Here is a 25,576-nt window from a genome sequence, read left to right as displayed (position 1 = left end):
GTCCGATGGTGCCAGCTCCGGCGGCGGGGCGACTTGTCGGACCCCCGTGGTGTCATGCCTTCATGACCGCATCAGACCTCGACACGGCCACTGCCGGCGCCGAACTCATCGCACCGGGTCGACGCGGCGTGGTCCGGCTGGTCGGGGGTCCGGGCACCGGGAAGTCGACGGCTCTCACCGCGGCGGCCGCAGCGCACATCGCCGCCGGCGTCGACCCCGAATCGGTTCTGTTGCTGACGGGTTCGGCCCAGCTGGGGGCGCAGGCGCGCGCCGCGATCACCCGCGAACTGCTGCGCGACGGCGTCCGGCCGGTGGTGCGCCGGCCCCTGGTGCGCACCGTACATTCCTACGCATTCGCGGTGCTCCGGTTGGCCGCCCAGCGCGCCGGCAGCGCACCGCCGCGGCTGATCACCGGCGCCGAGCAGGACGGCATCATCCGCGAGCTGCTCGCCGGTGACCTCGAGGACGGGGACCGCTCACCGGTGGCCTGGCCGAGTGCCCTGCGGCCGGCGCTCTCGACGGCCGGTTTCGCGGGTGAACTGCGCGATCTGATGGCGCGCTGCACTGAGCGCGGCGTGGATCCCGCTGCGCTGCAACGGCTCGGCCGGCTCTCCGGCCGGCCCGACTGGTCGGCGGCCGGTCGCTTCGCGCAGGTCTACGAGCAGGTCATGCTGCTGCGTTCGGCGGTCGGTATGGCTGCCCCGCAGGCCACCGTGCCCGCGCTGGGCGCCGCCGAACTCGTCGGCGCCGCGCTCGAGGCGTTCGCCACCGACCCGGAACTGTTGGCCGCCGAACGCGGCCGGGTGGGGCTGCTCCTGGTCGACGATGCCCAGCACCTCGACCCCCAGGCGGCCCGCCTCGTGCGGGCCTTGCTCCCGGGTGCCGACCTCGCCGTCATCGCCGGCGACCCCGACCAGACGGTGTTCGGCTACCGCGGTGCCGAACCCGCACTGTTGGTCGAACCGGCCGAGGGCCCGGTGGTCACGCTGACCGAATCACACCGTTGCGCAGCGGTTGTCGCCGAGGCGATCACCGGGGTCGCCCAGCGGCTGCCCGGCGGCGCGGGCCGCCGGCTCACCGGTTCGGCCGACCGGCGCGGCTCGGTCACGGTGCGGGTCGCCGCGAATACCCATGCAGAATCGGCTCTCGTGGCCGACGCGCTGCGGCGGGCCCATCTGGTCGACGGCGTGCCGTGGTCGCAGATGGCCGTCGTCGTGCGGTCGATGTCGCGGGTCGGCGCGCCGCTGGCCCGGGCGCTCACCGCCGCCGGAGTGCCGGTGGATCTGCCCGCCGCCACTGCGGCGCTCGCGGAACACCCTGCGGTGGCCGCGTTGCTCACCGTGCTCGAGGCGGCCTCGGCCGGGTTGACCGGCGCGCAGGCGGAGTCGCTGCTCGCCGGTCCGATCGGACGGGTCGACCCGGTGTCGTTACGCCAGCTGCGCCGGGCGCTGCGCCGCGCCGACGGCAGCCGCCCGCCCCGTGACTTCGCCGATCTGCTCGTCGCGGCGCTCACCGGTGAACCACCCGCGCTGCCGCCATCGCTGGCACGCCCACTGCGCCGGGTGCAGACGGTGTTGTCGGCTGCGCAGCGCAGCGTCGCCGAAGGGCTCGATCCGCGACACACCCTGTGGCAGGTCTGGCATCGCAGCGGTCTGCAGCGGCGCTGGCTCGCCGCCGGCGAACGCGGAGGGTCGGTCGGTGTGCAGGCCGACCGTGACCTCGACGCGGTCACCGAACTGTTCGATCTGGCAGAGCAATTCGTGGCCCGCTCGCCGGGCGGCTCGTTGCGCGCCTTCATCGACCACGTCGCGGCGCTCGGCCTGCCACCGCGGATATCGGCCGAGCGGTCGGCGTCGGACGCCGTGACGGTGCAGAGCGTGCACCGCGCACTGTCGGGGGAGTGGGAGTTCGTGGTGATCGCCGGTCTGCAAGAGGGGCTCTGGCCGAACACCGCCCCCCGCGGCGGCGTTCTGGGCACGCAGCGGCTGGTCGATGTCATCGACGGCGTCACCACCGCCGACGATCGCGCAGTGTCGACCCGGGCGCCCCTGCTGGCCGAGGAGCGCCGCCTGCTGATCGCCGCCCTCGGGCGGGCGCGTACCCACGTCCTGGTGACCGCGGTGGACAGCGACACCGGGGAGCAGGCAATGCTGCCGTCGCCGTTCTGCGCCGAACTGAGCGCGCTGTCCTGTGAACGGGCCGACCTCGACCAGGTCGTACCCGTCCGAGCGCCACGGGTGCTGGTGCCGGCCGCCCTGGTCGGCCGGCTGCGCTCGGTGGTGTGCGCGCCGGACGGCGCGGTCGACGACGAAGCCCGCGATTGCGCCGCAGTGCAATTGGCCCGGCTGGCCGCCGCCGGTGTGCCCGGCGCGGATCCGCGCGAGTGGCAGGTGCTCACACCGCTGTCGACGGAGGAGGCACTGTGGTCCGACGGGCAGGAGAGCGTGACGCTCTCGCCGTCCACGCTGCAGACGCTGACCGATTGTCCGCTGCGCTGGCTGCTCGAACGCCACGGCGGTGCAGACGGCCGGGATGTGCGCTCGGCGGTGGGTTCGCTGGTCCATGCCCTGCTCGCCGAGACCGGTCTGACCGAGAGCAGACGCCTCAACGATCTGCGGCGGATCTGGTCGCAGCTGCCCTACGAGGCGGCCTGGCACGCCGACAACGAGCTCGACCGCCACGAGGCGATGCTCAGCGCATTCGCGCAATGGCGCGAGCAGACCCGCGGGGCGCTCACCGAGGTCGGCACCGAGGTCGATGTGGAGGGCGTCATCAGCGACGGCACCGACGAGCTGCCCGCGGTGCGGGTCCGGGGCCGACTCGACCGCCTGGAACGCGACGCCGAAGCTCGCCTGGTGGTCGTCGATCTCAAGACCGGTAAGACGCCGGTCACCAAGGACGACGCCCAGCGGCATGCGCAGCTGGCGATGTATCAGCTGGCGGTCGCGGCCGGTCTGCTGGCCGACGGTGACGTTCCCGGCGGGGGCAGGCTGGTGTATCTGGGCCGCAACAACGCCGGCGGACCGGCCGAGCGGGAGCAGGATCCGATGGGTGACGAGGCGCTGGCCGACTGGCGCGAACAGGTGCGCCGGGCCGCGGCGGCCACCTGCGGCCCCCAGTTCCCCGCGCGGGTGAACGACGGCTGCGCCCATTGTCCGGTGCGCAGCAGCTGCCCCGCCCAGGCAGCGGGGGAGCGGTCGTGAACGCCCGCTACAGCCCGACCGAATTGGCCTCCGCTCTCGGTCTTTTCGCGCCGACCGATGAGCAGGCGGCGGTCATCGCGGCACCTCCCGGGCCGCTGGTCGTGATCGCAGGGGCAGGTGCCGGCAAGACCGAGACCATGGCCGCGCGGGTGGTGTGGCTGGTGGCCAACGGCTACGCGAACCCCGGTGAGGTGCTCGGGTTGACCTTCACCAGAAAGGCCGCTGGGCAGCTGCTGCGGCGCGTTCGCACCCGGCTTGCCCGTTTGGCCGGCACGGGACTGGTTCCCGCCACGGGTCCCAACTCGCTTGCCGACGTGGCGGCTCTGCCCACGGTGAGCACCTACCACGCTTTCGCCGGCACCCTGCTGCGCGATCACGGCCCGCTACTCGGCCTGGAGCCGGACATCCGGCTCATCGGGGAGACCGAGCTCTGGCAGCTGGCGCACCGGGTGGTGTGCGCCCATCCCGGCCCGCTGGACACCGACAAGGCGCCGGCGGCGGTGACCCGGATGGTGCTGCGGCTGGCCGGCCAGCTGGCCGAGCACCTCGTCGACACCGGCGAACTCCGCGACACCCATGTCGAACTCGAACGGCTGGTGCACACCCTGCCCGCGGGTCCGTACCAGCGCGACCGCGGCCCCAGCCAGTGGCTGCTGCGCATGCTCGCCACCCAGTCCGAGCGCACCGAACTGGTGCCGCTCATCGACGCGCTCCATGAGCGCATGCGGACCGACAACGTGATGGATTTCGGAATGCAGATGGCGGCCGCGGCGCGGCTCGCCGCGGAATTCCCTCAGGTCGGTGCCCAGCTACGGAATCGCTACCGGGTCGTGCTCCTCGACGAATACCAGGACACCGGACACGCGCAACGCGTCGCGCTGTCGGCGCTGTTCGGCGGAGGCGTCGACGACGACCTCGCGCTGACCGCCGTCGGCGACCCGATCCAGTCGATCTACGGCTGGCGCGGTGCCTCGGCGACCAACCTGCCGCGATTCGCCACCGATTTCCCCCGCTCGGACGGCACCGCCGCGCCGACCCTCGAGCTGTGCACCAGCTGGCGGAACCCGCCCAGCACGCTGCATCTGGCCAATGCGGTGTCCGCTGCGGCACGCGCTCGCTCGGTGGCCGTGCGGGCACTGCGGGCCAGACCCGGCGCCCACCCCGGGACCAATCGACTCGCCCTGCTGAGCGACGTTGCGGCTGAACGGGACTGGCTGGCCGACGAGGTGGCCCGGCGGTACCACGCCGCCCGCGACAACGGTGATGCGCCACCGACGGCGGCGGTGCTGTTGCGCCGCAACGCCGATGCCGCACCGATTGCCGAGGCGCTGGCGGCGCGCGGTGTTCCCGTCGAGGTCGTCGGCCTGGCCGGGTTGCTGGGGATCGCGGAGGTGGCCGACGTCGTCGCGATGCTGCGTCTGGTTGCCGATCCCACTGCCGGCGGCGCGGCGATGCGGGTGCTCACCGGACCGCGCTGGCGCCTGGGCGGCCGGGACATCGCCGCGCTGTGGCGGCGGGCCCGCGAACTCGACGACGACGCCGTCGGTGGTGGGGAGGCCACGGCCGAGGAGATCGTCGCGCGGGTCGCACCGGACGCCGACACCGCCTGTCTCGCCGACGCCGTCTGCGATCCGGGGCCGGCCGAGCGGTATTCCGCCGAGGGGTTTCGCAGGATCGCCGCGCTCGGTGACGAATTGACCTCACTGCGTGCGCATCTGAGCTTCCCGCTGCCGGATCTGGTCAGCGAGGTTCGTCGGGTGCTGGGTATCGATACGGAGGCCAGGGCCGCCCGGCCGGTCTCCTCGGGCTGGTCGGGTACCGAGCACCTCGATGCTTTCGCCGACGTGGTCAGCGACTACGCCGGCCGCCCGGGTGCATCGGTGAACGGGCTGCTGGCCTTTCTCGACACGGCGATGGAGGTCGAGAACGGGCTGGCACCGGCCGAACTGACGGTGTCGACCGACCGCGTCCAGCTCCTCACGGTGCATGCCGCCAAGGGGCTGGAGTGGCAGGTCGTGGCGGTTCCGCATCTATCGGGGCGGGTGTTCCCCTCGACCGGGCAACTGCGCACCTGGCTGACCGATCCGGCCGATCTGCCGCCACTGCTGCGCGGGGACCGGGCCACCACCACCGATCACGGCGTTCCCGTCCTGGACACCTCCGATGTCAACGACCGCAAGATGCTGGCCGACCGGATCCACGACCACAAGAGTCGCCTCGAGCGGCGCCGCGCCGACGAGGAGCGCAGGCTGCTCTATGTGGCGCTCACCCGCGCCGAGGACACCCTGTTGCTGTCGGGGCATCACTGGGGTGGCACGGAGGCCAAACCCCGCGGTCCGTCCACCTTCCTCTGTGAACTCAAGGAGATCATCGACCGCTCCGCCGAGGCCGGCACCCCGTGCGGAGTGGTCGATCGGTGGGCGCCCGACCCGGCACCCGGTGAGGTCAACCCGTTGCGCGGGGACGTCACCGAGGTGCTGTGGCCGGCCGTGCCCGCGGCCGAGCGTCGCGTTCACATCGAGGCGGGCGCCGCGCGGGTGGCTCGGGCCATGTCCGGCGACGGCCAGGCCGGCATCGACCCGGGCGCGGACGTCGACGGCTGGGCGGCCGACGTGGATGCGCTGCTGGCCGAACGCGATCGGCTCCCGCAGGCCGATCCGCCCGAGGTGCCGGTGCAGGTGTCGGTGAGCACGCTGGTCGAACTGAGCGGTGACCGCGACGGTGTCCTGAAGCGGCTGCGTCGCAGGCTGCCCGCGCCGCCGGCGCCACATGCCTTGCTGGGCAACATGTTCCACGACTGGGTGCAGCGGTTCTATGGGGCCGACCGGCTGTTCGACCTCGACGACCTGCCCGGTGCGGTGGACGGCGGTGAACGCCTCGCCGCCGAACAGCAACTCGACGAATTGCAGGCGGCGTTCATGGTGTCGCCGTGGGCTGCCCGCACACCGGTCGACATCGAGGTGCCCTTCGAGATGGTGCTCGGCGACACCATGGTGCGCGGACGCATCGATGCGGTGTTCGCCGACGACGACGGCGGCTTCACCGTCGTGGACTGGAAGACCGGGTCAGCTCCGGACACCGCGCAGGCCCAGCGGCAGGCGGCAATTCAGCTCGCCGTGTACCGCGCTGCGTGGGCCGCGCTCTGCGGATGTCCGGCCGAGCGGGTGCGCACGGTCTTCCATTACGTTCGGTCGGGCCGAACGGTCCGTCCCAGCGCCATGCCGGACTCCGCCGAACTGGCGGCGCTGCTGCGGACGGAGGTGGCCTGACGGTCAGGAGTTGCGGTAGATCTTCAGCGCCTGGGTGATCATCGGGACCTGCAGCGGCAGCCGCGCGATGGCGATCGCCCGCATCGGCCACGGCTTGTCCCACCACAGCCGGACCATGTTCACGTTGCCCGGGAACACGCCGAGATACAGCAGGATCGCGGCCAGCGCCCCGGCCTTGCGGGTGCGCGGTGCAGCGAGGGCGGCGGCGACACCGAGCTCGGCCACCCCGGAGGCGTAGGTGTAGAACCTCGGCGATCCGGGCAGCTCGACCGGGACGATGCCGTCGAACGGCTTCGGCGCGACGAAGTGCAGGGTGCCGATACCGGCGAGCATGGCGGCCATGCGGACTGCGCGTGTCGAGTTGGCTTTCGGCTGCAGTTCGGCAGAGGAAGGGGTCATGATTACATTGTGCTGGTGCGCCGAGCCCTTCCGATGACGGACCCTCGTGGCTAGAGGCCGACTCCGGCGGCGACTCGGCAGGATCAACCAGCCTCTCGCTGAACGACCGGTTCACTCGCTGGTCGACCGCGTCACCATCCCGCAGGAGATGCCCAGCCCCTGGTTGCGGATCACCAAGCGGATCGTGATCGCCTTCGCGGTGCTGTGCGCGGTGGTGCTCATCGTCTATGTCGACCGCGACGGGTACCGGGACACCCAGACCGACGGATTGTCGCTGCTGGACTGCTTCTACTACGCCACGGTGTCGCTGTCGACGACAGGTTATGGCGACATCACGCCGGTCACCGAAGGCGCCCGGTTCGTCAACATCGTGGTGATCACCCCGCTGCGCGTCGCCTTCCTGATCGTGCTCATCGGCACCACGGTCGAGACGTTGACCACCGAGTCCCGGCAGGCTTTCAGAATCCAGCAGTGGAGGAGCAAAGTGCGTAACCACACCGTGGTCATCGGGTACGGCACCAAGGGCCGAACGGCGGTGGCGGCGATGGTGGGTGACGAGGTGTCGCCCGCCGACATCGTGATCGTCGACGAGAATCCGGCCGCCCTGGAGCGCGCCAAGAGCGCCGGACTGGTCACCGTCCGCGGTAGTGCCACCGACTCGGAGGTGCTTCGCCTGGCCAGTGCCCAGCACGCCAAGGCCATCATCGTGGCGGCGAACCGGGACGACACGGCGGTGTTGGTCACCTTGACGGCTCGTGAGCTGGCCCCGAAGGCGAAGATCATCGCCGCGGTCCGCGAGGCCGAGAATCAGCACCTGCTGCAGCAGTCGGGAGCCGATTCCACCGTCGTCACCTCGGAGACCGCGGGCCGGCTGCTGGGCATCGCGGTGCAGACGCCGAGCGTGGTGGAGATGATGGAGGACCTGCTCACCCCGGATGCGGGTTTCGCCATCTCCGAACGGGAAGTCACGCCCAAGGAAGCCGGGGGTTCGCCGCGACATCTGCATGACATCGTGCTCGGCGTCGTGCGCAACGGGACCCTGCTCCGTGTCGATGCGCCCGAGGTCGATGCGCTCGAAGCCGGCGACCGGCTGCTCTACATCCGCAGCGCCGACGCCGAACGGTGATGAGCGCTTGCGCCAAGAACGGACTGCGATGAGCGCCTCGGGCGGGTTCGCGCTACGCAACATCCCGGTGCTGTCGCGAGTCGGCGCGGACCGGGCCGACACGCTGCGCACCGACATCGACGCGGCCGTCGCCGCCTGGCCGGATGCGCTGCTGCTGCGGGTCGACCGGCGTAACCAGGTGCTGATCAGCGGCGGACGCGTCGTGCTCAACCGCGCCGCCGAGATCGGACCGACGCCGCCGGAGCACGCCGTGTTCCTCGGGCGCCTCGCCGACGGTCGCCATGTCTGGGGCGTGCGGGCGACGCTGCAGCCGCCGGAGGACGGGTCGCAGGCCGAGGTCCTCGACCTGCGCCGGGCCGGGCAGATCTTCGACGACGCCAGCGCCCAGCTCGTCGCCACCGCGACCGCGCTGCTCAACTGGCACGACCACGCCCGGTTCAGTCCGGTCGACGGGGCGCCGACCAAGCCGGTCAAGGCCGGCTGGTCGAGGGTCAACCCGGTCGACGGGCGCGAGGAGTTCCCGCGAATCGACCCGGCGGTGATCTGCCTGGTGCACGACGGGCACGATCGCGCAGTGCTCGCCCGTCAGACGGTGTGGCCGCCGCGGTTGTTCTCGATCCTCGCCGGATTCGTCGAGGCCGGGGAATCCTTCGAATCGTGCGTGGTGCGCGAGATCGCCGAGGAGATCGGGCTCACCGTCACCGATGTGCGCTATCTGGGCAGCCAGCCCTGGCCGTTCCCGCGCTCGCTGATGGTCGGGTTCCATGCGATCGGCGATCCGGAGCAGCCGTTCGCCTTCAACGACGGCGAGATCGCCGAGGCGGCCTGGTTCACCCGCGAGGAGATCCGCACCGCGCTGGCCGACGGCGACTGGAACAGCACCGCGCCGTCGCGTCTGTTGCTGCCCGGCTCGATCTCGATCGCCCGGGAGATCATCGAATCGTGGGTCGCGGCCAAGGACTGAGCGTCAGCGTCCGAGTTTCGCCTTGACGTCCTTGATGCTGGGATTGGTCAGCGCCGACCCGTCCGCGAACTTCACCGTCGGCACCGTCTGATTCCCACCGTTGACGGATTCGACGAACTTCGCGGCCTGCGGGTCCTGTTCGATGTTCACCTCGGTCCACGCGATGCCCTCGGCCTTCATGGCCTTCTTCAGCCGCACGCAGTAGCCGCACCACGAGGTGGTGTACATGGTCAGTTCACCGCTGTCAGCGCTCATAAGCATCCCAACGTAATCGATTGCGCAGACATGCCCGCACGGGCCGGGCGGTTGTCGGTGGCGCCTGTCAAGATGGAGCGCATGTCGGTCGAGGTCCCCGCCTCGTCGCGGGAACGGCTTCTCACCGATCTCGACGACGAGCAGAGTGAGGCGGTGCTGGCCCCTCGCGGCCCCGTCTGCGTGCTCGCCGGCGCCGGCACCGGCAAGACCCGCACCATCACCCGCCGTATCGCCCATCTCGTGGCGGCCGGCCACGTCGCCCCCGGCCAGGTGCTCGCGGTGACGTTCACGTCGCGCGCCGCCGGGGAGATGCGGGCCCGGCTGCGGGCGCTGGACCAGCAGGCCGGCGGCGTCGGCACCGGCGCCGTGCAGGCGATGACGTTCCACGCCGCGGCGCGCAGGCAGCTGCGGTACTTCTGGCCGCGGGTCGTCGGCGATACCGGCTGGGAACTCATGGACAGCAAGTTCGCCGTCGTCGCGCAGGCCGCCAACCGCGCGGGCGTCCCCACCGGCACCGACAACGTCCGCGACCTCGCCGGCGAGATCGAGTGGGCCAAGGCGTCGCTGATCAGCCCGGAGGCATATCCGGCCGCCGTCGCAAAGGTCAACCGCGACATCCCGTTCGACGCCGCCAAGGTCGCCGCCGTCTACGCGGGCTATGAATCGCTCAAGGCCCGCACCGACGGCACCGCGTTGCTGGACTTCGACGATCTGTTGCTGCACACCGCGGCGGCCATCGAGAACGACGCGGCGGTCGCCACCGAGTTCCGGGACCGCTACCGCTGCTTCGTCGTCGACGAGTACCAGGACGTCACACCGCTGCAGCAGCGGGTCCTCGACGCCTGGCTCGGCCCGCGCGACGACCTCACCGTGGTGGGCGACGCCAACCAGACCATCTATTCGTTCACCGGCGCCACCCCGCGCTATCTGCTCGACTTCTCCCGCCGGTTCCCCGACGCTGCGGTGGTCCGGCTGGAGCGCGACTACCGCTCGACACCGCAGGTGGTGTCGCTGGCCAACCGGGTGATCGCCGCGGCCCGCGGTCGCATGGCCGGCAGCAAGCTGCACCTGATCGGTCAGCGCTCGCCGGGGCCTGAGCCCACGTTCGCCGAGCACCCCGACGAGGTCGCCGAGGCCGCCGCGGTCGCCAAGGAGATCAAGCGGCTGCTGGACGCAGGCATCCCGGCCGCCGAGATCGCGGTGCTCTACCGCATCAACGCCCAATCCGAGGTGTACGAGGAAGCGCTGACCGCCGCGGGCATCGCCTACCAGGTACGCGGGGGAGAGGGCTTCTTCAGCCGGCAGGAGATCCGGCAGTCGCTGGTCGCGCTGCAGCGGGCCGCCGAGCGCGACGTCGAGGGCGCCCTGCCCGAGGTGGTGCGGGCCCTGCTCGAACCGCTGGGCCTCACCGGCGAACCGCCCGCCGGTACCCGCGCCCGCGAACGCTGGGAGGCGCTGAGCGCGCTCGCCGAACTCGTCGACGAGGAGGTGGCCGTCCGGCCGGAGCTGGACCTGCGCGCCCTGGTGGCCGAACTGCGCCAGCGCGCTGACGCCCGCCATCCTCCGGTCGTTCAGGGCGTCACGCTGGCATCTCTGCATGCAGCCAAAGGCCTGGAGTGGGATGCCGTGTTCCTGGTCGGACTGGCCGACGGCACCCTGCCGATCTCGCATGCGCTGTCGCACGGCCCCGAGAGTGAGCCGGTGGAGGAGGAGCGGCGCCTGCTCTACGTCGGCATCACCAGGGCCCGTGTACATCTCGCGCTGAGTTGGGCGTTGGCCCGGGCTCCGGGCGGCCGTCAGAGCCGCCGCCCGTCGAGGTTCCTCAACGGGGTGGCACCGCAGTCGGCCACCGACACCGGTCCCAGCAAGCCGCGCCGCCCGCGCGGAGCCACCCCGCGCTGCCGGGTCTGCAACGGTGCGCTGACCACCCCGCCGTCGATCATGTTGCGGCGCTGCGAAACCTGCCCGTCCGACATCGACGAGGAATTGCTCGCCGAACTCAAGGATTGGCGGCTGCAGACCGCCAAGGAGCAGAAGGTACCGGCGTACGTGGTGTTCACCGACAACACCCTGATCGCCATCGCCGAGACCATGCCGACCGACGACGCCGCGCTGGTCGCCATCCCCGGCATCGGGGCCCGCAAGCTCGAGCAGTACGGCCAAGATGTGCTGGGCATGGTCCGAGCGCGGTCGTGAGAACCGCCAAAGATCGCAAAGATCGCGCCAAAACCGCTGGTAGAAATTCAGTTGTGTGCCTCAGCTGTTAGGCTCTAGCCTCAAGATCACAGGTTGGGCGAGTTTCGGAAGGAGGGTGCGGACGATATGAACAGCAACATCATCGCGTTCACCGGCGCAGGCATTGCCGGTACGCCGCGCACCCATCGCGCCGCCGCTCCGACCACCGTCGTAGCGGCGCGTATCGCGTACGCGGCCCCGGCTGTCGCTCCCATGGAGCGTAAGCGCCGCGCCGCTACCGCCGCCGCGACAGGCGCGTCCGTGAAGCGGGGCACCACCTAGGTAAGCCCCTTTCCGCCGAATGGCCACGGACCCGAAGTCGCCGGATCCGTGGCCATCATTGTCGGAGCACCCGACACCTGGTCGCAGATCCTCGAAACAAGTGCCCGAGGAAGAAACGAACAGGAAGCAGAGTGCGCTCATGAGTCTCGAGACGACCCTCGAGGAGTTGCTGCCAGCGCTACCGTGCCATGTCGGAGATCCCGACCTGTGGTTCGCCGAGAGCCCCGTGGACCTCGAACGCGCCAAAGCGCTGTGCGTGGACTGCCCGATTCGCCGCGAGTGCCTGGACGCGGCGCTCGCGCGGCAGGAGCCGTGGGGCGTCTGGGGTGGCGAGATCCTCGACCGGGGGTCCGTGGTCGCCCGCAAGCGGCCGCGGGGGCGTCCGCGTAAGGACACCCGGCAGGGCCCGGCGGCGGCTTAGTTGCCGGGCGCTCCGGTTCTCAGGCGGCGTCCTCGGCGAATCCCGGAATGAGCTCGGTGGCAAGGGCTTTCGTGGGGATGTACGCGTCGAGCTGACAGGAGATGGCGACGTTCGACGCGATCACCCGCATCGGGATCGCGAGCTTGGCCGGCACATCCATCTGCCGCACGGTCTTGATCTGCTGCACCGAGCGGTCCATGTTCACCGCCGCCATCTTCTGCAGCCACTTGCGCGTGTAGTGGAACACCTCGACCTCGAGGGGTTCGACGTATTGGCGCAGCATGTCGTCGATGTCCTGGGCGGAGACCTGCTCACCGCGCTGGATGAAGCCGATCTTCTCCAGCGTCGGCAGCAGCCTGTCGTAATCCTTGGCCAGCGCGTAGCGCACCGACAGGCCCAGTTCGACGGGGATGCCGCCGGGCAACGGTGCCACCGCACCGAAGTCGATGACGCCCATCTTGCCGCCCGACATGAGCATGAAGTTCCCCGGATGCGCGTCGCCGTGCATCATCTCCAGCCGCCGGGGTGCGTCGTAGGTCAGCTCGAACAGGCGGGTGCCCATCAGGTCTCGCTGTTCGCGGGTGCCGTCGCGGATGATGTGCGACATCGGGATGCCGTCGATCCATTCGGCGATGACGACTTTCGGGGCGCTGGCGACCACGGCGGGCACCACGAAATGCGGGTGGTCGCGATAGGCCTTGGCGAAGGCCCGCTGATTCTCGGCCTCCAGCCGGTAGTCCAGTTCCATCTCGGTGCGCTCGATCAGTTCGTCGACCACGCCCTGGACATCGGCGCCCGGGGACAGTTGCCGCAGCACCCCGACCATGCGCTGCATCGTCTTGAGGTCGGCGCGCAGCGCTTCGTCGGCGCCGGGATATTGGATCTTGACCGCGACCTCGCGGCCGTCGGCCCATACCGCCTTGTGCACCTGGCCGATGCTGGCCGAGGCGATCGGCTGGTCGTCGAACGAGGTGAACCGCTGGCGCCACTTCGTGCCGAGTTGCGCGTCGAGTACCCGGTGCACCTTCGCGGCCGGCAGCGGCGGGGCGTCCTTCTGCAGTTTGGTCAACGCCTCCCGATAGGGCTTGCCGTACTGCTCGGGGATCGCGGCCTCCATCACCGACAGCGCCTGCCCGACCTTCATCGCCCCGCCTTTGAGCTCACCGAGCACGGTGAACAGCTGCTGCGCGGCCTTGTCCATGAGTTCGGCGTTGACCTCGTCTCTGGACTTGCCGGTCAGCCGTTTGCCGAAGCCGAGTGCAGCCCGGCCCGCCATGCCGACCGGCAGACTCGCCAGCTTCGCATTGCGGGCTGCGCGCCCACGTTTGATGTCAGCCACCCGTCCATCATCCACGACGTCGGTAACGGCGCAGGTAACACGGGGCGCCCGGAGGGTTCGGCGTCGTCGTCAGCATCCGCACGCCGGATGGCGGGTCCAGCGGCGCACCGTCGTCGCCCGCGTCGCGACGTCGAACTCATAGGTGGTGTCGACCGCGGGCAGTGGTGCCTCGGCCTCACCGAGGGGGCCGGTGTCGCGCAGGCTGCGCAGCAGGGTCTCGACCTGATCGAGGGCCAGCGCCGCGGTCGCCAGCACGGTCGCTCGGTCGGCGGTGCCGACGGTTCCGCGCAGCTGCGCCGCGACGGCGGGCCAGGCGGCGTCGCGATCACTGCGGTGCAGATCGGCGCACGCCAGGCAGCTGGTGCGGCCGGGCAGCACCAGGGGGCCGATCAGTGCGCTGCCGTCGCGGGTGCGCACGGCGAGATGCGGAATCCGGGCGATGTGCAGATCGCGCAACAGCCTCGGCTCGGCGGCCAGATAGTCGGCGAGGATCACCAGGTCGGTGTCCTGCGGCGGGGCGGACGCTTTCGGGGCGCGGGTGTGCCCGACCCGTGCACCGGAGCAGCGCAGCCCCGCGACCAGCAGATCCGACAGCGGTCCGCGGCCGTGGATCCGGATTGCGGGGGTGCGCTGCATCCGGGTCCGGTCGGCGGTGACCACCCCCGCCGCGATGAGACTGCCCAGCAGGTCGGCCAGCGCGGCGGAGTCGGTGACGCCGGTCAGTTCGTCGACCGTGGTGCCGGACTGCATGCGGCGCAGCAGGTCGGCCAGCGTCGCGGCGGTCAGGCCGGTGGGTGGTTCGACCAGGACGGCCCGTCGGGGATTCCAGCCGACCTGCACGGCTCCGTCGGGCCGCAGCAGCACCGGCAGGGTGGGGTTGAGCAGATAGCCCGGCATGCGACGACTCTGGCACGCCGGGACGCTCCGGCCCGGAAGTTATCCACAGGGCGGGCGATCAGGCCTGCTTGTCGCCGCCCTCGTCGCCCTCGCCGCCGTCGTTGTCGCCGTCGCGCAACTCGTTCTCCAGACCGGCGATCGCCTCCTCGATGGCGCTGTCGATGCCGCTGGTGTCGCCGCCGACCACGCGGTCGATGAAGGCCGCCGGTTCGTCGAGGTCCTCGGTGGAGGGCAGCAGATCGGGGTGCTGCCACACCGCGTCGCGGGCGTCGGAGCCGACCGCGTCGGTGAGCCGCTCCCACAGCACCGCGGCTTCACGCAGCTTGCGGGGGCGCAGCTCCAGTCCGACCAGCGTGGCGAAGGTCTGCTCGGCGGGACCACCGGTGGCCCGGCGGCGGCGCAGCGTCTCCGACAGTGCTCCGGTTCCGGGAATCCGGTCGCCGAGCGCGGCGGTGACGACGGTCTGCACCCAGCCCTCGATCAGGGCGAGCAGCGTTTCGAGCCGTTCGAGCGCGGCGACCTGTTCGGGGGTGGCCTTGGGTTCGAAGATCCCCTGGTTGAGCAGTTGCTCCATCTGGCTGGGATCGGTCAGCGCCGCGGGATTGATGCCCTGGGCGAGGTCCTCGATGCCGGACATGTCGATCTTCATGCCGCGGGCGAAGGCCTCCACCGCCGAGAGCAGCTGGCTCGACAGCCACGGCACGTGGGTGAACAGCCGGTGGTGTGCGGCTTCGCGGGCGGCCAGGAACGTCAGGATCTCGCTGCGCGGCTGTTCGAGGCCCTCCGAGAGCGACTCGATCGCCTCGGGCAGCAAGGCCGCGACACCTTTGGGGCCCAGCGGCAGGCCGATGTCGGTGGAGGTCAGCACCTCACGTGAGAGCGTGCCCAGTGCCTGACCGAGCTGGGAGCCGAACGCCATCCCGCCCATCTGCGACATCATCGCCATCAGCGGCCCCGCCATCGCGCGCGCCTCCTCCGGCAGCGCGGACGCCCACACCGTCGAGATCTGCTCGGCCACCGGATCGCACAGCCGCTTCCAGGTCTGCAGCGTGTTGTCGATCCAGTCCGACGGCGTCCACGCCACGGCGCGACTGGTGCCCGCCGGAAGCGGGGTCACGCCGTCCAGCCAGGTCTCGGCCAGATGCACGGCGTCGGTGATCGCCGAGGCGGTCGCTTCGGGCACCGGCGCCACGAACCCGATGGCGCTGGAGGCCAGTTGACGGGCCAGGTCGTAGTTGACCGGACCGGCCTGATTCCCGCCCGCGGCCATATTGCCTGCGCCACTGAACATCTCACCGAGCTTGGTGAAGATCTGGCCCAGATCCGACATGTCGAAGCCGGCCCCGCCGAGTCCGAAGGGATCCGACGGCGAGCCGCCGTCGGGGTCCTTCTTGCGTTTGTCGCGCTCCGGGTCGTCACCTGAAGAGAAGCCGAAGGGCAGGTCAGACATGTCGTCAACGGTACTCACCGGGGACGCCGCGTGCGGGGGGCCCGGTCACGCTGTCAGTGAACGGCCGAGCGGTACCTCTACTGTGGGCGGCGTGAACAGGCGGATTTCGACGCTGCTGGTCGCGCTGGTGCCAGTGGTCGTGCTCTTCGTGCTGCTGTCCGCCGTGACGGTGCCGTTCGTCTCACTGGGACCCGGTCCGACGTTCAACACCCTCGGGGAGGTCGACGGAAAAGAGGTCGTCGACATCGAGGGCACCGAGGTCAAGCCCACCTCCGGACACCTCAACATGACGACGGTCTCGCAGCGCGACGGCCTGACGCTCGGTCAGGCGATGGCGTTGTGGATGTCGGGCCGCGAACAGCTCGTGCCGCGCGAACTGGTCTACCCGCCCGACAAGAGCAAGGACGAGATCGACGAGGAGAACACCACCGACTTCCGGCGTTCGGAGGACAACGCCGAGTACGCGGCGCTGTCGTATCTGAAGTATCCGAAGGCGGTGACGGTGGACTCGGTCACCGATCCCGGTCCGTCGGCCGGCAAGCTGGAAGACGGTGACGCGATCGATGCCGTCAACGGCAAGCCGGTGTCCAGCGTGGAGGAATTCCAGACCATCCTCAAGAACACCAAGCCGGGCGACGACATCGTCCTCGACTACCGCCGCCGCGACCAGGCCGATCCGATCGGAACGGCGACGGTGACGCTGGGCACCAACGCGGACCGCGACTACGGGTTCCTGGGGATCGGCGTGGTCGACGCCCCCTGGGCGCCGTTCAGCGTCGAGTTCAACCTCGCCAACATCGGCGGGCCGTCAGCCGGGCTGATGTTCAGCCTGGCGCTGATCGACAAACTCACCACCGGGGATCTCAACGACGGCAAATTCGTCGCCGGGACCGGCACGATCGACGCCGCCGGTGAGGTCGGCCCGATCGGCGGCATCACCCACAAGATGCTCGCCGCGCACGAGGCCGGCGCCACGGTCTTCCTCGTGCCGGCGGACAACTGCGCGGAGGCCAAAACCAACCCGCAGGACGGTCTGGAGATGGTCAAGGTCGGCACGCTCACCGAAGCCGTCGACGCGCTGAACACGATTTCCGCTGGTGGCGAACCGCCACGCTGTTGATCGGCCGGGCGACGCCCGATGCGTAGAGTTGGTCCCACATCAGATGAGGCGTCACCTGTGACGTCCCCTTTCCCGTAATCGAGACTGGAGACACCAAGTGGGTATGCGGCCCGCGGCGAGGATGCCGAAGCTGACGCGACGAAGCCGGATTCTGATCGGGATCGCCCTGGCAGTGGTGGTGCTGCTCCTGATCGGGCCGCGCCTGATCGACACCTACGTCAACTGGCTGTGGTTCGGGGAACTCGGCTACCGCTCGGTCTTCACCACCGTGCTGTTCACCCGGCTCGTGGTGTTCCTCGTGGTCACCGCGGTGATCGGCGCCATCGTGTTCGCCGGGTTGGCGCTGGCCTATCGCACCCGTCCGGTGTTCGTGCCCACCAACGGCCCCAACGATCCGGTCGCGCGGTACCGGACCACGGTGATGACCCGGCTGCGGCTGTTCGGTATCGGCATCCCGGCACTGATCGGGCTGCTGTCCGGCATCGTCGCGCAGACCTATTGGGTGCGAATCCAGCTCTTCCTGCACGGCGGCGAGTTCGGGATCACCGACCCGCAGTTCAACCTCGATCTCGGCTTCTACGCCTTCGAGCTGCCGTTCTACCGCCTGGTGCTGAGCTTCCTGTTCGTCGCGACGTTCCTGGCGTTCGTGGCCAATCTGCTGGGCCACTACCTGTTCGGGGGCATCCGGCTGTCCGGGCGTACCGGGGCGCTGAGCCGGGCCGCGCGCATCCAGCTGGTCAGCCTGGTCGGTGTCCTGATCCTGCTCAAGGCCGCCGCATACTGGCTCGACCGCTACGAACTGCTCAGCCACACCCGGGGCGGTAAGCCGTTCACCGGAGCCGGCTACACCGACATCAACGCCGTGCTGCCCGCCAAGCTCATCCTGTTGGCCATCGCCCTGATCTGCGCGGCCGCGGTGTTCTCGGCGATCGTGCTGCGCGATCTGCGCATCCCGGCGATCGGTGTCGTGCTCCTGCTGCTGTCCTCGCTGGTGGTCGGCGCCGGCTGGCCGCTGGTCGTCGAGCAGTTCAGCGTCAAACCCAATGCGGCGCAGAAGGAGAGCGAGTACATCGCCCGCAGCATCACCGCCACGCGGCAGGCCTACGGCCTGACCGACCAGACGGTGACCTATCGCGACTACCCGGGCAACTCACCGGCCACCGCACAGCAGGTCGCGGCCGACCGGGCGACCACGTCGAACATCCGCGTGCTGGATCCGAACATCGTCAGCCCCGCGTTCACCCAGTTCCAGCAGGGCAAGAACTTCTACTTCTTCCCCGATCAGCTCGCCATGGACCGCTACCGCGATGCGTCGGGCAATCTGCGTGACTATGTGGTGGCCGCGCGTGAGCTCAACCCGGACCGGTTGATCGACAACCAGCGGGACTGGATCAACCGGCACTCCGTCTTCACCCACGGCAACGGCTTCATCGCCTCGCCGGCCAACACGGTCCGCGGCGTGGCCAACGATCCGAACCAGAACGGCGGCTATCCGGAGTTCCTGGCCAGTGTGGTCGGCCCCAACGGCCAGGTGGTGTCCCCGGGTCCGGCGCCGCTGGACCAGCCGCGCATCTACTACGGGCCGGTGATCGCCAACACCGCGGCGGACTACGCGATCGTCGGCGAGAACGGCGCTCCGCGCGAATACGACTACGAGACCAACACCGATACCCGCAACTACACCTACACCGGTTCCGGTGGCGTGCCGATCGGGAACTGGTTGGCGCGCAGCGTTTTCGCCGCCAAGTTCGCCGAACGCAATTTCCTGTTCTCCAATGTGATCGGCGAGAACAGCAAGATCCTGTTCAACCGCGATCCGGCGGCCCGCGTCGAGGCCGTCGCCCCGTGGCTGACCACCGATACGACGGTGTACCCGTCGATCGTCAACAAGCGAGTCGTGTGGATCGTCGACGGTTACACCACGCTGGACAACTACCCGTATTCGGAGTTGACCTCGCTGTCGTCGGCGACGGCGGACTCCAATGAGGTCGCGGTGAACCGCCTGCAGCTCAACAAGCAGGTGTCCTACATCCGCAACTCGGTCAAGGCCACGGTCGACGCCTACGACGGCACCGTGACGCTGTACGCCCAGGACGAGGACGATCCGGTGCTGCAGGCGTGGATGAAGGTGTTCCCCGACACGGTGAAGCCGAAGAGCGACATCAGTGCCGAGCTGCAGCAGCATCTGCGCTACCCCGAGGACCTGTTCAAGGTGCAGCGGGCGCTGCTGGCCAAGTACCACGTCGACGATCCGGTGACGTTCTTCTCCACGTCGGACTTCTGGGATGTCCCACTGGATCCGAACCCGACCGCGAGCAGCTTCCAGCCGCCGTATTACATCGTCGCCAAGGATCTGGCGCAGAACAACAGTTCGGCGTCGTTCCAGCTGACCAGTGCCATGAACCGCTTCCGGCGCGACTTCCTGGCCGCGTACATGAGCGCGAGCTCCGATCCGGAGAGCTACGGCAGGATCACGGTGCTGACCATTCCGGGGCAGGTCAACGGCCCCAAGCTGGCGTTCAACGCGATCAGCACCGACACCACGGTCAGCCAGGACCTCGGTGTCATCGGCCGCGACAACCAGAACCGCATCCGCTGGGGCAATCTGCTGACGCTGCCGGTGGGACCGGGCGGTCTGCTCTACGTCGCGCCGGTGTACGCCTCGCCGGGCACCAGCGATGCGGCGTCGACCTATCCCCGTCTGATCCGCGTGGCGATGTTCTACAACGATCAGGTCGGCTACGGGCCGACGGTGCGTGACGCGCTGACCGAGCTGTTCGGCCCGGGCGCTGACGCCACCGCGACCGGACCTGCCCCGACCGCCGCCGACGGTCAGGCGCCGAGTGCGACGCCGCCGGCGGCCGGGACGCCACCGGAGGGTCAGCCGCCGGCCAACCAGGCCGGTAGCGCGCCCGCGGCGCCCGCTCCGGAGGGGGCGGTGCCCGGACCGGCCGGACCTCAGCAGCTATCGGCGGCGAAAGCCGCCGCGCTGCAGGAGGTTCAGGAGGCGATGTCGGGTTTGCAGAGCGCCCAGCGTGACGGAGACTTCGCCCAGTACGGTGAGGCGCTGCAGCGGCTCGACGATGCGATGAACCGCTACCGCGAGGTGCGCTGACCCGAGCGGATGCCCTTAAGCTCGTCCGGTGCACTACGGCGTACTCGGGCCGCTGCAGGTGGTCGACGGTGACCGCCCCGTCGACATCGGCCCACCCAAACAGCGCGCGGTGCTGGCGGTGCTGTTGCTCGCCGCCGGTCGGGTGGTGTCGGTCGACCGGCTGATCGACGCGGTGTGGGGTGACGAGGCGCCGACACAGGCGACGGCCAGCCTGCAGGCCTACATCTCCAATTTGCGCCGGGCGCTGCGGGACGGCACGCACGGGCAGGTGGCGTCTCCGATCGTGCGCCGGCCGCCCGGCTACTTCCTCGGCCTGGACGCCGGCCAGCTGGATTTCGTCGAGTTCACCGCGGGCCTGGGCAGGGCCGCGGCGGCGCTGGAGGCCGGCGAATGGTCGGCTGCGCTGAGCGCGGCGGACGCGGCGCTGGCACTGTGGCGTGGGCCGTTTTTGGCCGACTTCGCCGATGAGCCCTGGGTGGGGGAGGAGGCGGCACGCGCCGAGCAGCAGCGCCTCGAATGCCTCGATGTCCGCGTGTCGGCGTTGCTGGCGCTGAGCCGGGTGCCCCAGGCGCTCACCGCCGCGGCCGATCTGCGCAGCGCGGATTCGCTGGCCGAGCGTGGCTGCTGGCTGCAGATGCTGGCGCTGTACCGGGCCGGCCGAACCTCCGACGCCCTCGACACCTACGCCCGGCATGCGCAGCAACTCGACGAGGAACTGGGGCTCGAACCTGGTGCAGCGCTGCGGGAGCTGCAGACCGCGATCCTGCGTCAGGCACCCGAGCTGGCCGCCTGGCCGCGTTCGCCGGAGTGGACCGGCGCCGAGGAGGTGGCCGCGCCGGCCGCCCCGCCGGTGGAGGCGCGCGCGGTGGACCACGGATCCGCCCGGGTTGCGCTCATCGGGCGCGAGCGCGAGCTGGCGGTGGCCGGTGGGGTGCTCGCCGATGTGGCCGCCGGCGCGGCGCGGTGGCTGGTGTTCTCCGGACCGCCGGGCATCGGCAAGACCCGGCTGGCCGAAGAGCTCGTCGAACGGGTGAGCGCAGGCGGCGGACGGGCGATCTGGGTGGGGTGTCCGGACGAGCGGGCCACGCCGCCGTGGTGGCCGATGCGCCAGTTGGTGCGCGCCCTGGGCGCGGACGCCGACGAGGTGCTGCAGGTGCCGCCCCACGCGGATCCCGACACGGCGCGGTTCGTCGTCTACGAGCGAATCCAGGCGCTGCTCGAATCGACCCCGACGACGCTGGCCGTCGTCGTCGACGACGTGCAGTGGGCGGATTCCACCTCGGCCAGCGCGCTGGCCTACATCGCCGGCGCGCTGCGTGATCACCCGGTCGCGATGATCCTCACCCTCCGCGAGGGTGAGCACTCCGCGGAGGTCGCGCGGCTGCTGGCCACCATCGCCCGCGGCGACCGCAACCGCCATGTCACCGTGTCTGCCCTGTCCTCGGAAAATGTTGCGGCGCTGGCCAACAACGTCGCCGACGATCCCGTGTCGGACGCCGAGGCCGCCACGCTGGCCGACCGCACCGGCGGCAACCCGTTCTTCGTCTCCGAATATGCGCGGTTGCCGCGGGCCGAACGGCGTGGCAGCGATATCCCGGTCGCCGTCAAATCGGTGCTCGACCGGCGGCTGGCCGGGCTGGATCCCGATGTCACCCAGCTGCTGCGCACTGCGGCGGTGATCGGGGACGAGCTGGACTCCGAGGCGATGTGGCTGCTGGCCGCGGTGATGGGTGCGGACATCGACGTGCTGGTGGACTCGCTCGACGTGGCGGCCGACGAGCGGATCATCGTGGCGTCGAATGCGGGGGACGGGTACGCCTTCGCGCACGGGTTGCTGCGCGAACACCTCGCGGCGGGGATGCCGGCGCTGCGCCGGCAGCGGCTGCACGCCAGGATCGCCGAGTTGCTCACCGACAGCACCGTGCAGGATGCGTTGACCCGTCGCGCCCAGCATCTGCTGGCTGCCCAGCCGCTCGTCGCGCCCGATGTCGTGGTGCACGCCTGTCGGCTGGCCGCCGAGGACGCTACCGCGCGGTGGAGTTCGGATATCGCGGCGCGGTGGTGGCAAGCCGCGCTCGACGCCTACGACCGCTTGCCGGCTGCCGCGCGGGACGACAACGAGCGTGACGCGCTGACGGTGTCGATGCTGGAGGCGCATTCGCGCGCCGGACGCGGCCAGGTGGTGCTCGACACCGTCGAACGTCATCTGGTCGAGGCGCTGCGCGGGCGCCGTGCCGACACGGCAGGCCGGGTCTCCAGCGCCCTGCTGCGCGCCTCCGGCTGCTGGCCGTGGCTGGCCCCGGGCCACGATCCGGGTGTCCTGATCAACCTGCTCGGCCGTTCGGCCGAGCTGGCCGAGGACAACCCGGCGGCGGGTGCACGGGTGCTCGCCGCGCTCGCCGTGGGGCAGTGCTACAACCCCGATGCGCGTGTCGCAGCGGATCTCCTCGCCCGGGCCGAGGCGCTGTCGACCGCCACCGGTGACCCGGATATCGTCGCCGACGTCCTGATGGGTCGGCTGATCACCTACTCGGGTGTCGCGACGACGAGCGAACAGACGTTGACGTGGGTGGAACAGCTCATTGCGATGCGCCACAGCCGATTTCGCGAAGACAGCGTCATCGCGCATGCGGTGGCGACGATGGCGGCGGTCAACCTCGCCGACATCGACCTGGCCCGCCGTCACCTCGAGGCGGGTATCGCGGGCAGCGAGGAGTTGCAGCTGCCGGTGCTGCGCGCCCAGCTGCGCTGGACCGAGGCCACTCTGGCGGTCTGGCGCGGCGACTTCGCCGAAGCCGACCGGCACCGCAACATCGCCGCCCATGTACACGAGCAGACCGAACTGTACGGAGCGGGAAGCGGTCTGGTGTCGGAGGTGTCGCTGCTCCGCGAGCGGGGCGGGCCGATCGACGAGAGCTGGCCGGGTCTGCAGGCCAGCCCCGAAACGGGGGGACAGGGCATGGTCGGCCTCATGCACACCGCCCTGCTCACGGTCGCCGGTGCCCCGGGCGGGCGCACGGCAGCTGACGGCCGGTTACGCGAGTGGCTGGCCGGCCGGGACCGGGCGCACGTCTGGACGACGTTGGGACACGAGACGTTGCTCGCGCATGTCGCCGCCGACCACGGATTGAGCGAGTACGCCGAGCCGCTGCTGGCCGCGCTGTGCCCGTTCGCCGACCGCATCGCGGTGATCGGTCAGGTCGGGGTCGCCGGTCCGGTGGCGCTGGCCATCGCCCGCCTGCACGCGCTGCGCGCAGACGTGGCGGCCGCCCTGGCCGCGGTGACCCGCGCCGAGGACATCGCCGCGCGCAGCGGGGCCGCGCCCACGCTGTTGCGCTGCCGGCTGTTGCGCTGTGAGCTGGCGCCGGCCGACGAGGACCGCCGGGTCGCCGCGCGGGCCCTCGCCGAGGACGCCCGGATGCTCGGAATGCACGGGGTGGCCGCGGCTGCCCAAGCGCTCGCCTGAGACTTGGATTTTCCTTGGCGACACGGCTCCAAGTGGATGCCAAGTGCGGCGATCTTCACTGGGCACCGAACTGCCCGAGGTGAAAGGACCCAAGATGACCATGACCGACGCCGACGCCGCCCGCGAGGATCTCGCCGACAGCCTGGCCGGCCTGCGTGACCACGTGGCCGCGCCGGTGGCGTTGCCCGGCGAGGCCGGCTACGAGCGCTGCACGCCGTGGAATCTGGCCGCCGGTGTCCGCCCCGGAGCGGTCGTCCTGGCGACGTCGGCCGCCGATGTGGCCGAGACGGTGCGTTTCGCCGCGGCCCGCGGGGTGCAGGTGAGCGTCCAGTCCACCGGCCACGGGGCGATCGGGATCAGGCCGGACACCGTCCTGGTCGTCCCCTCGGGCATGACCTCGTGCACGGTCGACGCGCACAACCGCATCGCGCGGGTGGGCGCGGGGGTGCGCTGGCAGCAGGTGCTCGACGCGGCCTGCCCGTTCGGTCTGGCGCCGGTGCTGGGCTCGGCGCCCGGTGTGGGGGTCGTCGGCTTCCTCACCGGTGGTGGTATCGGCCCGCTGGTGCGGACGGTGGGCGCATCGTCGGATCACGTGCGCAGCTTCGAATTGGTCACCGGCACAGGTGATGTACTGCGGGTCACGCCCGAGTCGCATCCCGATCTGTTCTGGGGTCTGCGAGGCGGGAAGGCGACGCTGGGGATCGTGACCGCGGTCGAAATCGACCTGCTGCCGATTCCCGAGTTCTACGGCGGCGCACTGTTCTTCGACGGTGCCGACGCGGCAGCGGTGCTGCACGCCTGGGCGGCGTGGTGCCCGTCGCTGCCCGAGACGGTGAACACCTCGATTGCGCTGCAACAGCTTCCGCCGTTGCCGGGCGTGCCGGAGCCGCTGGCCGGGCGACTGACCGTGGCGGTGCGTTACACCGCCGTGGGCGATCTGGTCGAGGGTCGGCGGCTGCTCGAACCGATGCGGTCGGTGGCCCCGACGATCCTCGACGGCACCGGGGTGTTGCCGTACGCGGCGATCGGGATGGTGCACGCCGACCCCGCCGATCCGATGCCGGTCTCGGAGAACCACACGCTGCTGCGCGAAGTCGACGCCGCCGCGGTGGACGCACTGCTGGCTGTCGCCGGTCCGGGATCGGGGTCGGTGCAGGCCATCGTCGAGCTGCGGATGCTCGGCGGCGCGTTCGCCCGCGAACCGCGCCACCGCAGCGCGCTGTGCCACCGCGACGCGGGGTTCGCGCTGACGACGATCGGTGCGCTGGTCCCGCCGGTGGCCGACGTGGTGCCCCAGCAGGCGGTCGCGGTGCTTCAGGCGATGGCGCCCTGGTCGACGGGTGGACAGCTGCCGAACTTCGCCCCGGCCACTGATCCGCAGCGCATCGCGCGGGTGTACACCGAGGACGCCCGGCACTGGCTGGCCGCCCTGGCCGAACACTACGACCCGGCCGGCGTCTTCCGCACCGGCCAGGTGGTCCGCGCCTGACCCTGTCCTCTCCGCCAGCGTGCGTGTCTGCCCGGCAACACACCGGCGCGGGCCGGCAGTTCGCGCACGCTCGCGGCGGGGTGAGCAGCGTCATAGCGCCGAGAGACCTGGCGATTTGGAGGAGCACCGCGGTGCCCGGTAACCTCGTGTTCACCCAACGCGGGGTGGAGCAGCTCGGTAGCTCGCTGGGCTCATAACCCAGAGGTCGCAGGTTCGAATCCTGTCCCCGCTACTAGGTAGAACGGCCCTCGGAGATCACTCCGGGGGCCGTTCTCGTTGGGTTTGTGAACGTGTTTGTGAACAATAGCTAACCTAACTAGGTCGCACCCGTCGAGCCTACTCCGACCAATCGTCGGCGAGCGAACCGCTGCACATTCGGCTGCCGCGACAGGCCCAATAGTCGTGGGTGAGCTGAACGTAGCGACGAGTGGTGGCCGATGCTGCACGAGAAGGCGCGGCGCGCCCTGGTGAACGGCATCTGATGCCGGTGCCGGCATTTGCCCGTGGTGAGATCGAACGGCTGGGTGGAGCAGGCGCTGATGGCGG

General features: G+C 70.5%; 16 protein-coding genes and 1 tRNA gene. 12 read left to right on the top strand and 5 right to left on the bottom strand.

Annotated elements, in window-relative coordinates; genetic code table 11:
- The first annotated feature begins 62 nt into the window (after positions 1 to 62).
- Both ACN27E_RS10780 and ACN27E_RS10775 read left to right on the top strand, forming a co-directional pair.
- Positions 63 to 3,203 carry an ATP-dependent helicase gene (locus tag ACN27E_RS10780; RefSeq protein ID WP_422748931.1) on the top strand — a complete coding sequence of 1,047 codons (3,141 nt, stop codon included), beginning with the start codon at positions 63 to 65 and terminating at the stop codon, positions 3,201 to 3,203.
- Positions 3,200 to 6,472, top strand: a complete 3,273-nt coding sequence (locus ACN27E_RS10775; protein ID WP_422748929.1) for a UvrD-helicase domain-containing protein — start codon at positions 3,200 to 3,202, stop codon at positions 6,470 to 6,472. Before ACN27E_RS10780 ends, ACN27E_RS10775 begins: the two co-directional genes overlap by 4 nt.
- A 3-nt stretch (positions 6,473 to 6,475) precedes the next feature.
- On the opposite strand, the gene ACN27E_RS10770 is transcribed toward ACN27E_RS10775, so the two are convergent.
- Positions 6,476 to 6,871 carry a DoxX family protein gene (locus ACN27E_RS10770; protein ID WP_422748927.1) on the bottom strand — a complete coding sequence of 132 codons (396 nt, stop codon included), beginning with the start codon at positions 6,869 to 6,871 and terminating at the stop codon, positions 6,476 to 6,478.
- A 46-nt stretch (positions 6,872 to 6,917) separates the two neighbouring features.
- Between ACN27E_RS10770 and ACN27E_RS10765 the strand changes: the two genes are divergently transcribed.
- Positions 6,918 to 7,997 (top strand): potassium channel family protein, encoded by a 1,080-nt coding sequence (locus ACN27E_RS10765; RefSeq protein ID WP_422748925.1) that lies wholly within the window; start codon positions 6,918 to 6,920, stop codon positions 7,995 to 7,997.
- Between the two features lie 28 nt (positions 7,998 to 8,025).
- Positions 8,026 to 8,961, top strand: coding sequence for an NAD(+) diphosphatase (nudC, locus tag ACN27E_RS10760; RefSeq protein WP_422748923.1), 936 nt, complete (start codon positions 8,026 to 8,028; stop codon positions 8,959 to 8,961).
- Positions 8,962 to 8,964: 3 nt separating this feature from the next.
- Here the strand turns inward: nudC and ACN27E_RS10755 are convergent, their stop codons facing one another.
- Positions 8,965 to 9,216 carry a mycoredoxin gene (locus ACN27E_RS10755; protein ID WP_422748921.1) on the bottom strand — a complete coding sequence of 84 codons (252 nt, stop codon included), beginning with the start codon at positions 9,214 to 9,216 and terminating at the stop codon, positions 8,965 to 8,967.
- A gap of 81 nt (positions 9,217 to 9,297) precedes the next feature.
- On the opposite strand from ACN27E_RS10755, the gene ACN27E_RS10750 reads away from it, so the two are divergent.
- From ACN27E_RS10750 to ACN27E_RS10740, 3 genes are all read left to right on the top strand, one after another.
- Positions 9,298 to 11,412, top strand: a complete 2,115-nt coding sequence (locus ACN27E_RS10750) for an ATP-dependent DNA helicase UvrD2 (protein WP_422748920.1) — start codon at positions 9,298 to 9,300, stop codon at positions 11,410 to 11,412.
- Between the two features lie 126 nt (positions 11,413 to 11,538).
- A complete protein-coding gene (locus ACN27E_RS10745; RefSeq protein WP_422748918.1) occupies positions 11,539 to 11,733 on the top strand; it encodes a hypothetical protein in 195 nt (64 codons plus the stop codon).
- A 139-nt stretch (positions 11,734 to 11,872) separates the two neighbouring features.
- Positions 11,873 to 12,154 (top strand): WhiB family transcriptional regulator, encoded by a 282-nt coding sequence (locus tag ACN27E_RS10740; protein WP_422748916.1) that lies wholly within the window; start codon positions 11,873 to 11,875, stop codon positions 12,152 to 12,154.
- A 19-nt stretch (positions 12,155 to 12,173) separates the two neighbouring features.
- Here the strand turns inward: ACN27E_RS10740 and ACN27E_RS10735 are convergent, their stop codons facing one another.
- The 3 genes from ACN27E_RS10735 to ACN27E_RS10725 are packed head-to-tail and all read right to left on the bottom strand — an operon-like array spanning position 12,174 to position 15,858.
- Complete coding sequence (locus tag ACN27E_RS10735) at positions 12,174 to 13,508, bottom strand: ABC1 kinase family protein (protein ID WP_422748914.1); 1,335 nt, start codon at positions 13,506 to 13,508, stop codon at positions 12,174 to 12,176.
- Positions 13,509 to 13,562: 54 nt separating this feature from the next.
- The gene (locus ACN27E_RS10730) at positions 13,563 to 14,390 is read right to left on the bottom strand and encodes a cyclodehydratase (RefSeq protein ID WP_422748912.1); all 828 of its coding nucleotides are present in this window, start codon (positions 14,388 to 14,390) and stop codon (positions 13,563 to 13,565) included.
- Positions 14,391 to 14,448: 58 nt separating this feature from the next.
- On the bottom strand, positions 14,449 to 15,858 hold the full coding sequence (locus tag ACN27E_RS10725) for a zinc-dependent metalloprotease (RefSeq protein ID WP_422748911.1): 1,410 nt from the start codon (positions 15,856 to 15,858) through the stop codon (positions 14,449 to 14,451).
- A 73-nt stretch (positions 15,859 to 15,931) separates the two neighbouring features.
- On the opposite strand from ACN27E_RS10725, the gene ACN27E_RS10720 reads away from it, so the two are divergent.
- The 5 genes from ACN27E_RS10720 (at position 15,932) to ACN27E_RS10700 (ending at position 25,262) form a co-directional block, all read left to right on the top strand.
- Positions 15,932 to 16,960: a YlbL family protein gene (locus ACN27E_RS10720; protein WP_422748909.1), complete on the top strand. Its 1,029-nt coding sequence runs from the start codon at positions 15,932 to 15,934 to the stop codon at positions 16,958 to 16,960.
- Positions 16,961 to 17,057: 97 nt separating this feature from the next.
- Positions 17,058 to 20,075 carry a UPF0182 family protein gene (locus tag ACN27E_RS10715; RefSeq protein WP_422748907.1) on the top strand — a complete coding sequence of 1,006 codons (3,018 nt, stop codon included), beginning with the start codon at positions 17,058 to 17,060 and terminating at the stop codon, positions 20,073 to 20,075.
- 28 nt (positions 20,076 to 20,103) lie between these two features.
- Complete coding sequence (locus ACN27E_RS10710) at positions 20,104 to 23,541, top strand: BTAD domain-containing putative transcriptional regulator (protein WP_422748905.1); 3,438 nt, start codon at positions 20,104 to 20,106, stop codon at positions 23,539 to 23,541.
- A gap of 100 nt (positions 23,542 to 23,641) precedes the next feature.
- Positions 23,642 to 25,030: an FAD-binding oxidoreductase gene (locus ACN27E_RS10705; protein ID WP_422749795.1), complete on the top strand. Its 1,389-nt coding sequence runs from the start codon at positions 23,642 to 23,644 to the stop codon at positions 25,028 to 25,030.
- A gap of 158 nt (positions 25,031 to 25,188) precedes the next feature.
- A tRNA-Met gene (locus ACN27E_RS10700) sits at positions 25,189 to 25,262 on the top strand.
- Positions 25,263 to 25,576: the final 314 nt, after the last annotated feature.

This window comes from Mycobacterium sp. WMMD1722 (assembly GCF_049315205.1).
In the GTDB taxonomy this organism is placed as follows: domain Bacteria; phylum Actinomycetota; class Actinomycetes; order Mycobacteriales; family Mycobacteriaceae; genus Mycobacterium.
The sequence above is the reverse complement of the archived record's forward strand: the minus strand, read 5'-3'. Positions and strand labels throughout refer to the sequence as shown.

Bases quoted from the DNA above. Each gene is read 5' to 3' on its own strand.
- ACN27E_RS10750 (WP_422748920.1), top strand. From the start codon at position 9,298: ATGTCGGTCGAGGTCCCCGCCTCGTCGCGGGAACGGCTTCTCACCGAT.
- ACN27E_RS10740 (WP_422748916.1), top strand. From the start codon at position 11,873: ATGAGTCTCGAGACGACCCTCGAGGAGTTGCTGCCAGCGCTACCGTGC.
- ACN27E_RS10770 (WP_422748927.1), bottom strand. From the start codon at position 6,871: ATGACCCCTTCCTCTGCCGAACTGCAGCCGAAAGCCAACTCGACACGC.
- ACN27E_RS10705 (WP_422749795.1), top strand. From the start codon at position 23,642: ATGACCGACGCCGACGCCGCCCGCGAGGATCTCGCCGACAGCCTGGCC.
- nudC (WP_422748923.1), top strand. From the start codon at position 8,026: ATGAGCGCCTCGGGCGGGTTCGCGCTACGCAACATCCCGGTGCTGTCG.
- ACN27E_RS10755 (WP_422748921.1), bottom strand. From the start codon at position 9,216: ATGAGCGCTGACAGCGGTGAACTGACCATGTACACCACCTCGTGGTGC.
- ACN27E_RS10745 (WP_422748918.1), top strand. From the start codon at position 11,539: ATGAACAGCAACATCATCGCGTTCACCGGCGCAGGCATTGCCGGTACG.
- ACN27E_RS10780 (WP_422748931.1), top strand. From the start codon at position 63: ATGACCGCATCAGACCTCGACACGGCCACTGCCGGCGCCGAACTCATC.
- ACN27E_RS10730 (WP_422748912.1), bottom strand. From the start codon at position 14,390: ATGCCGGGCTATCTGCTCAACCCCACCCTGCCGGTGCTGCTGCGGCCC.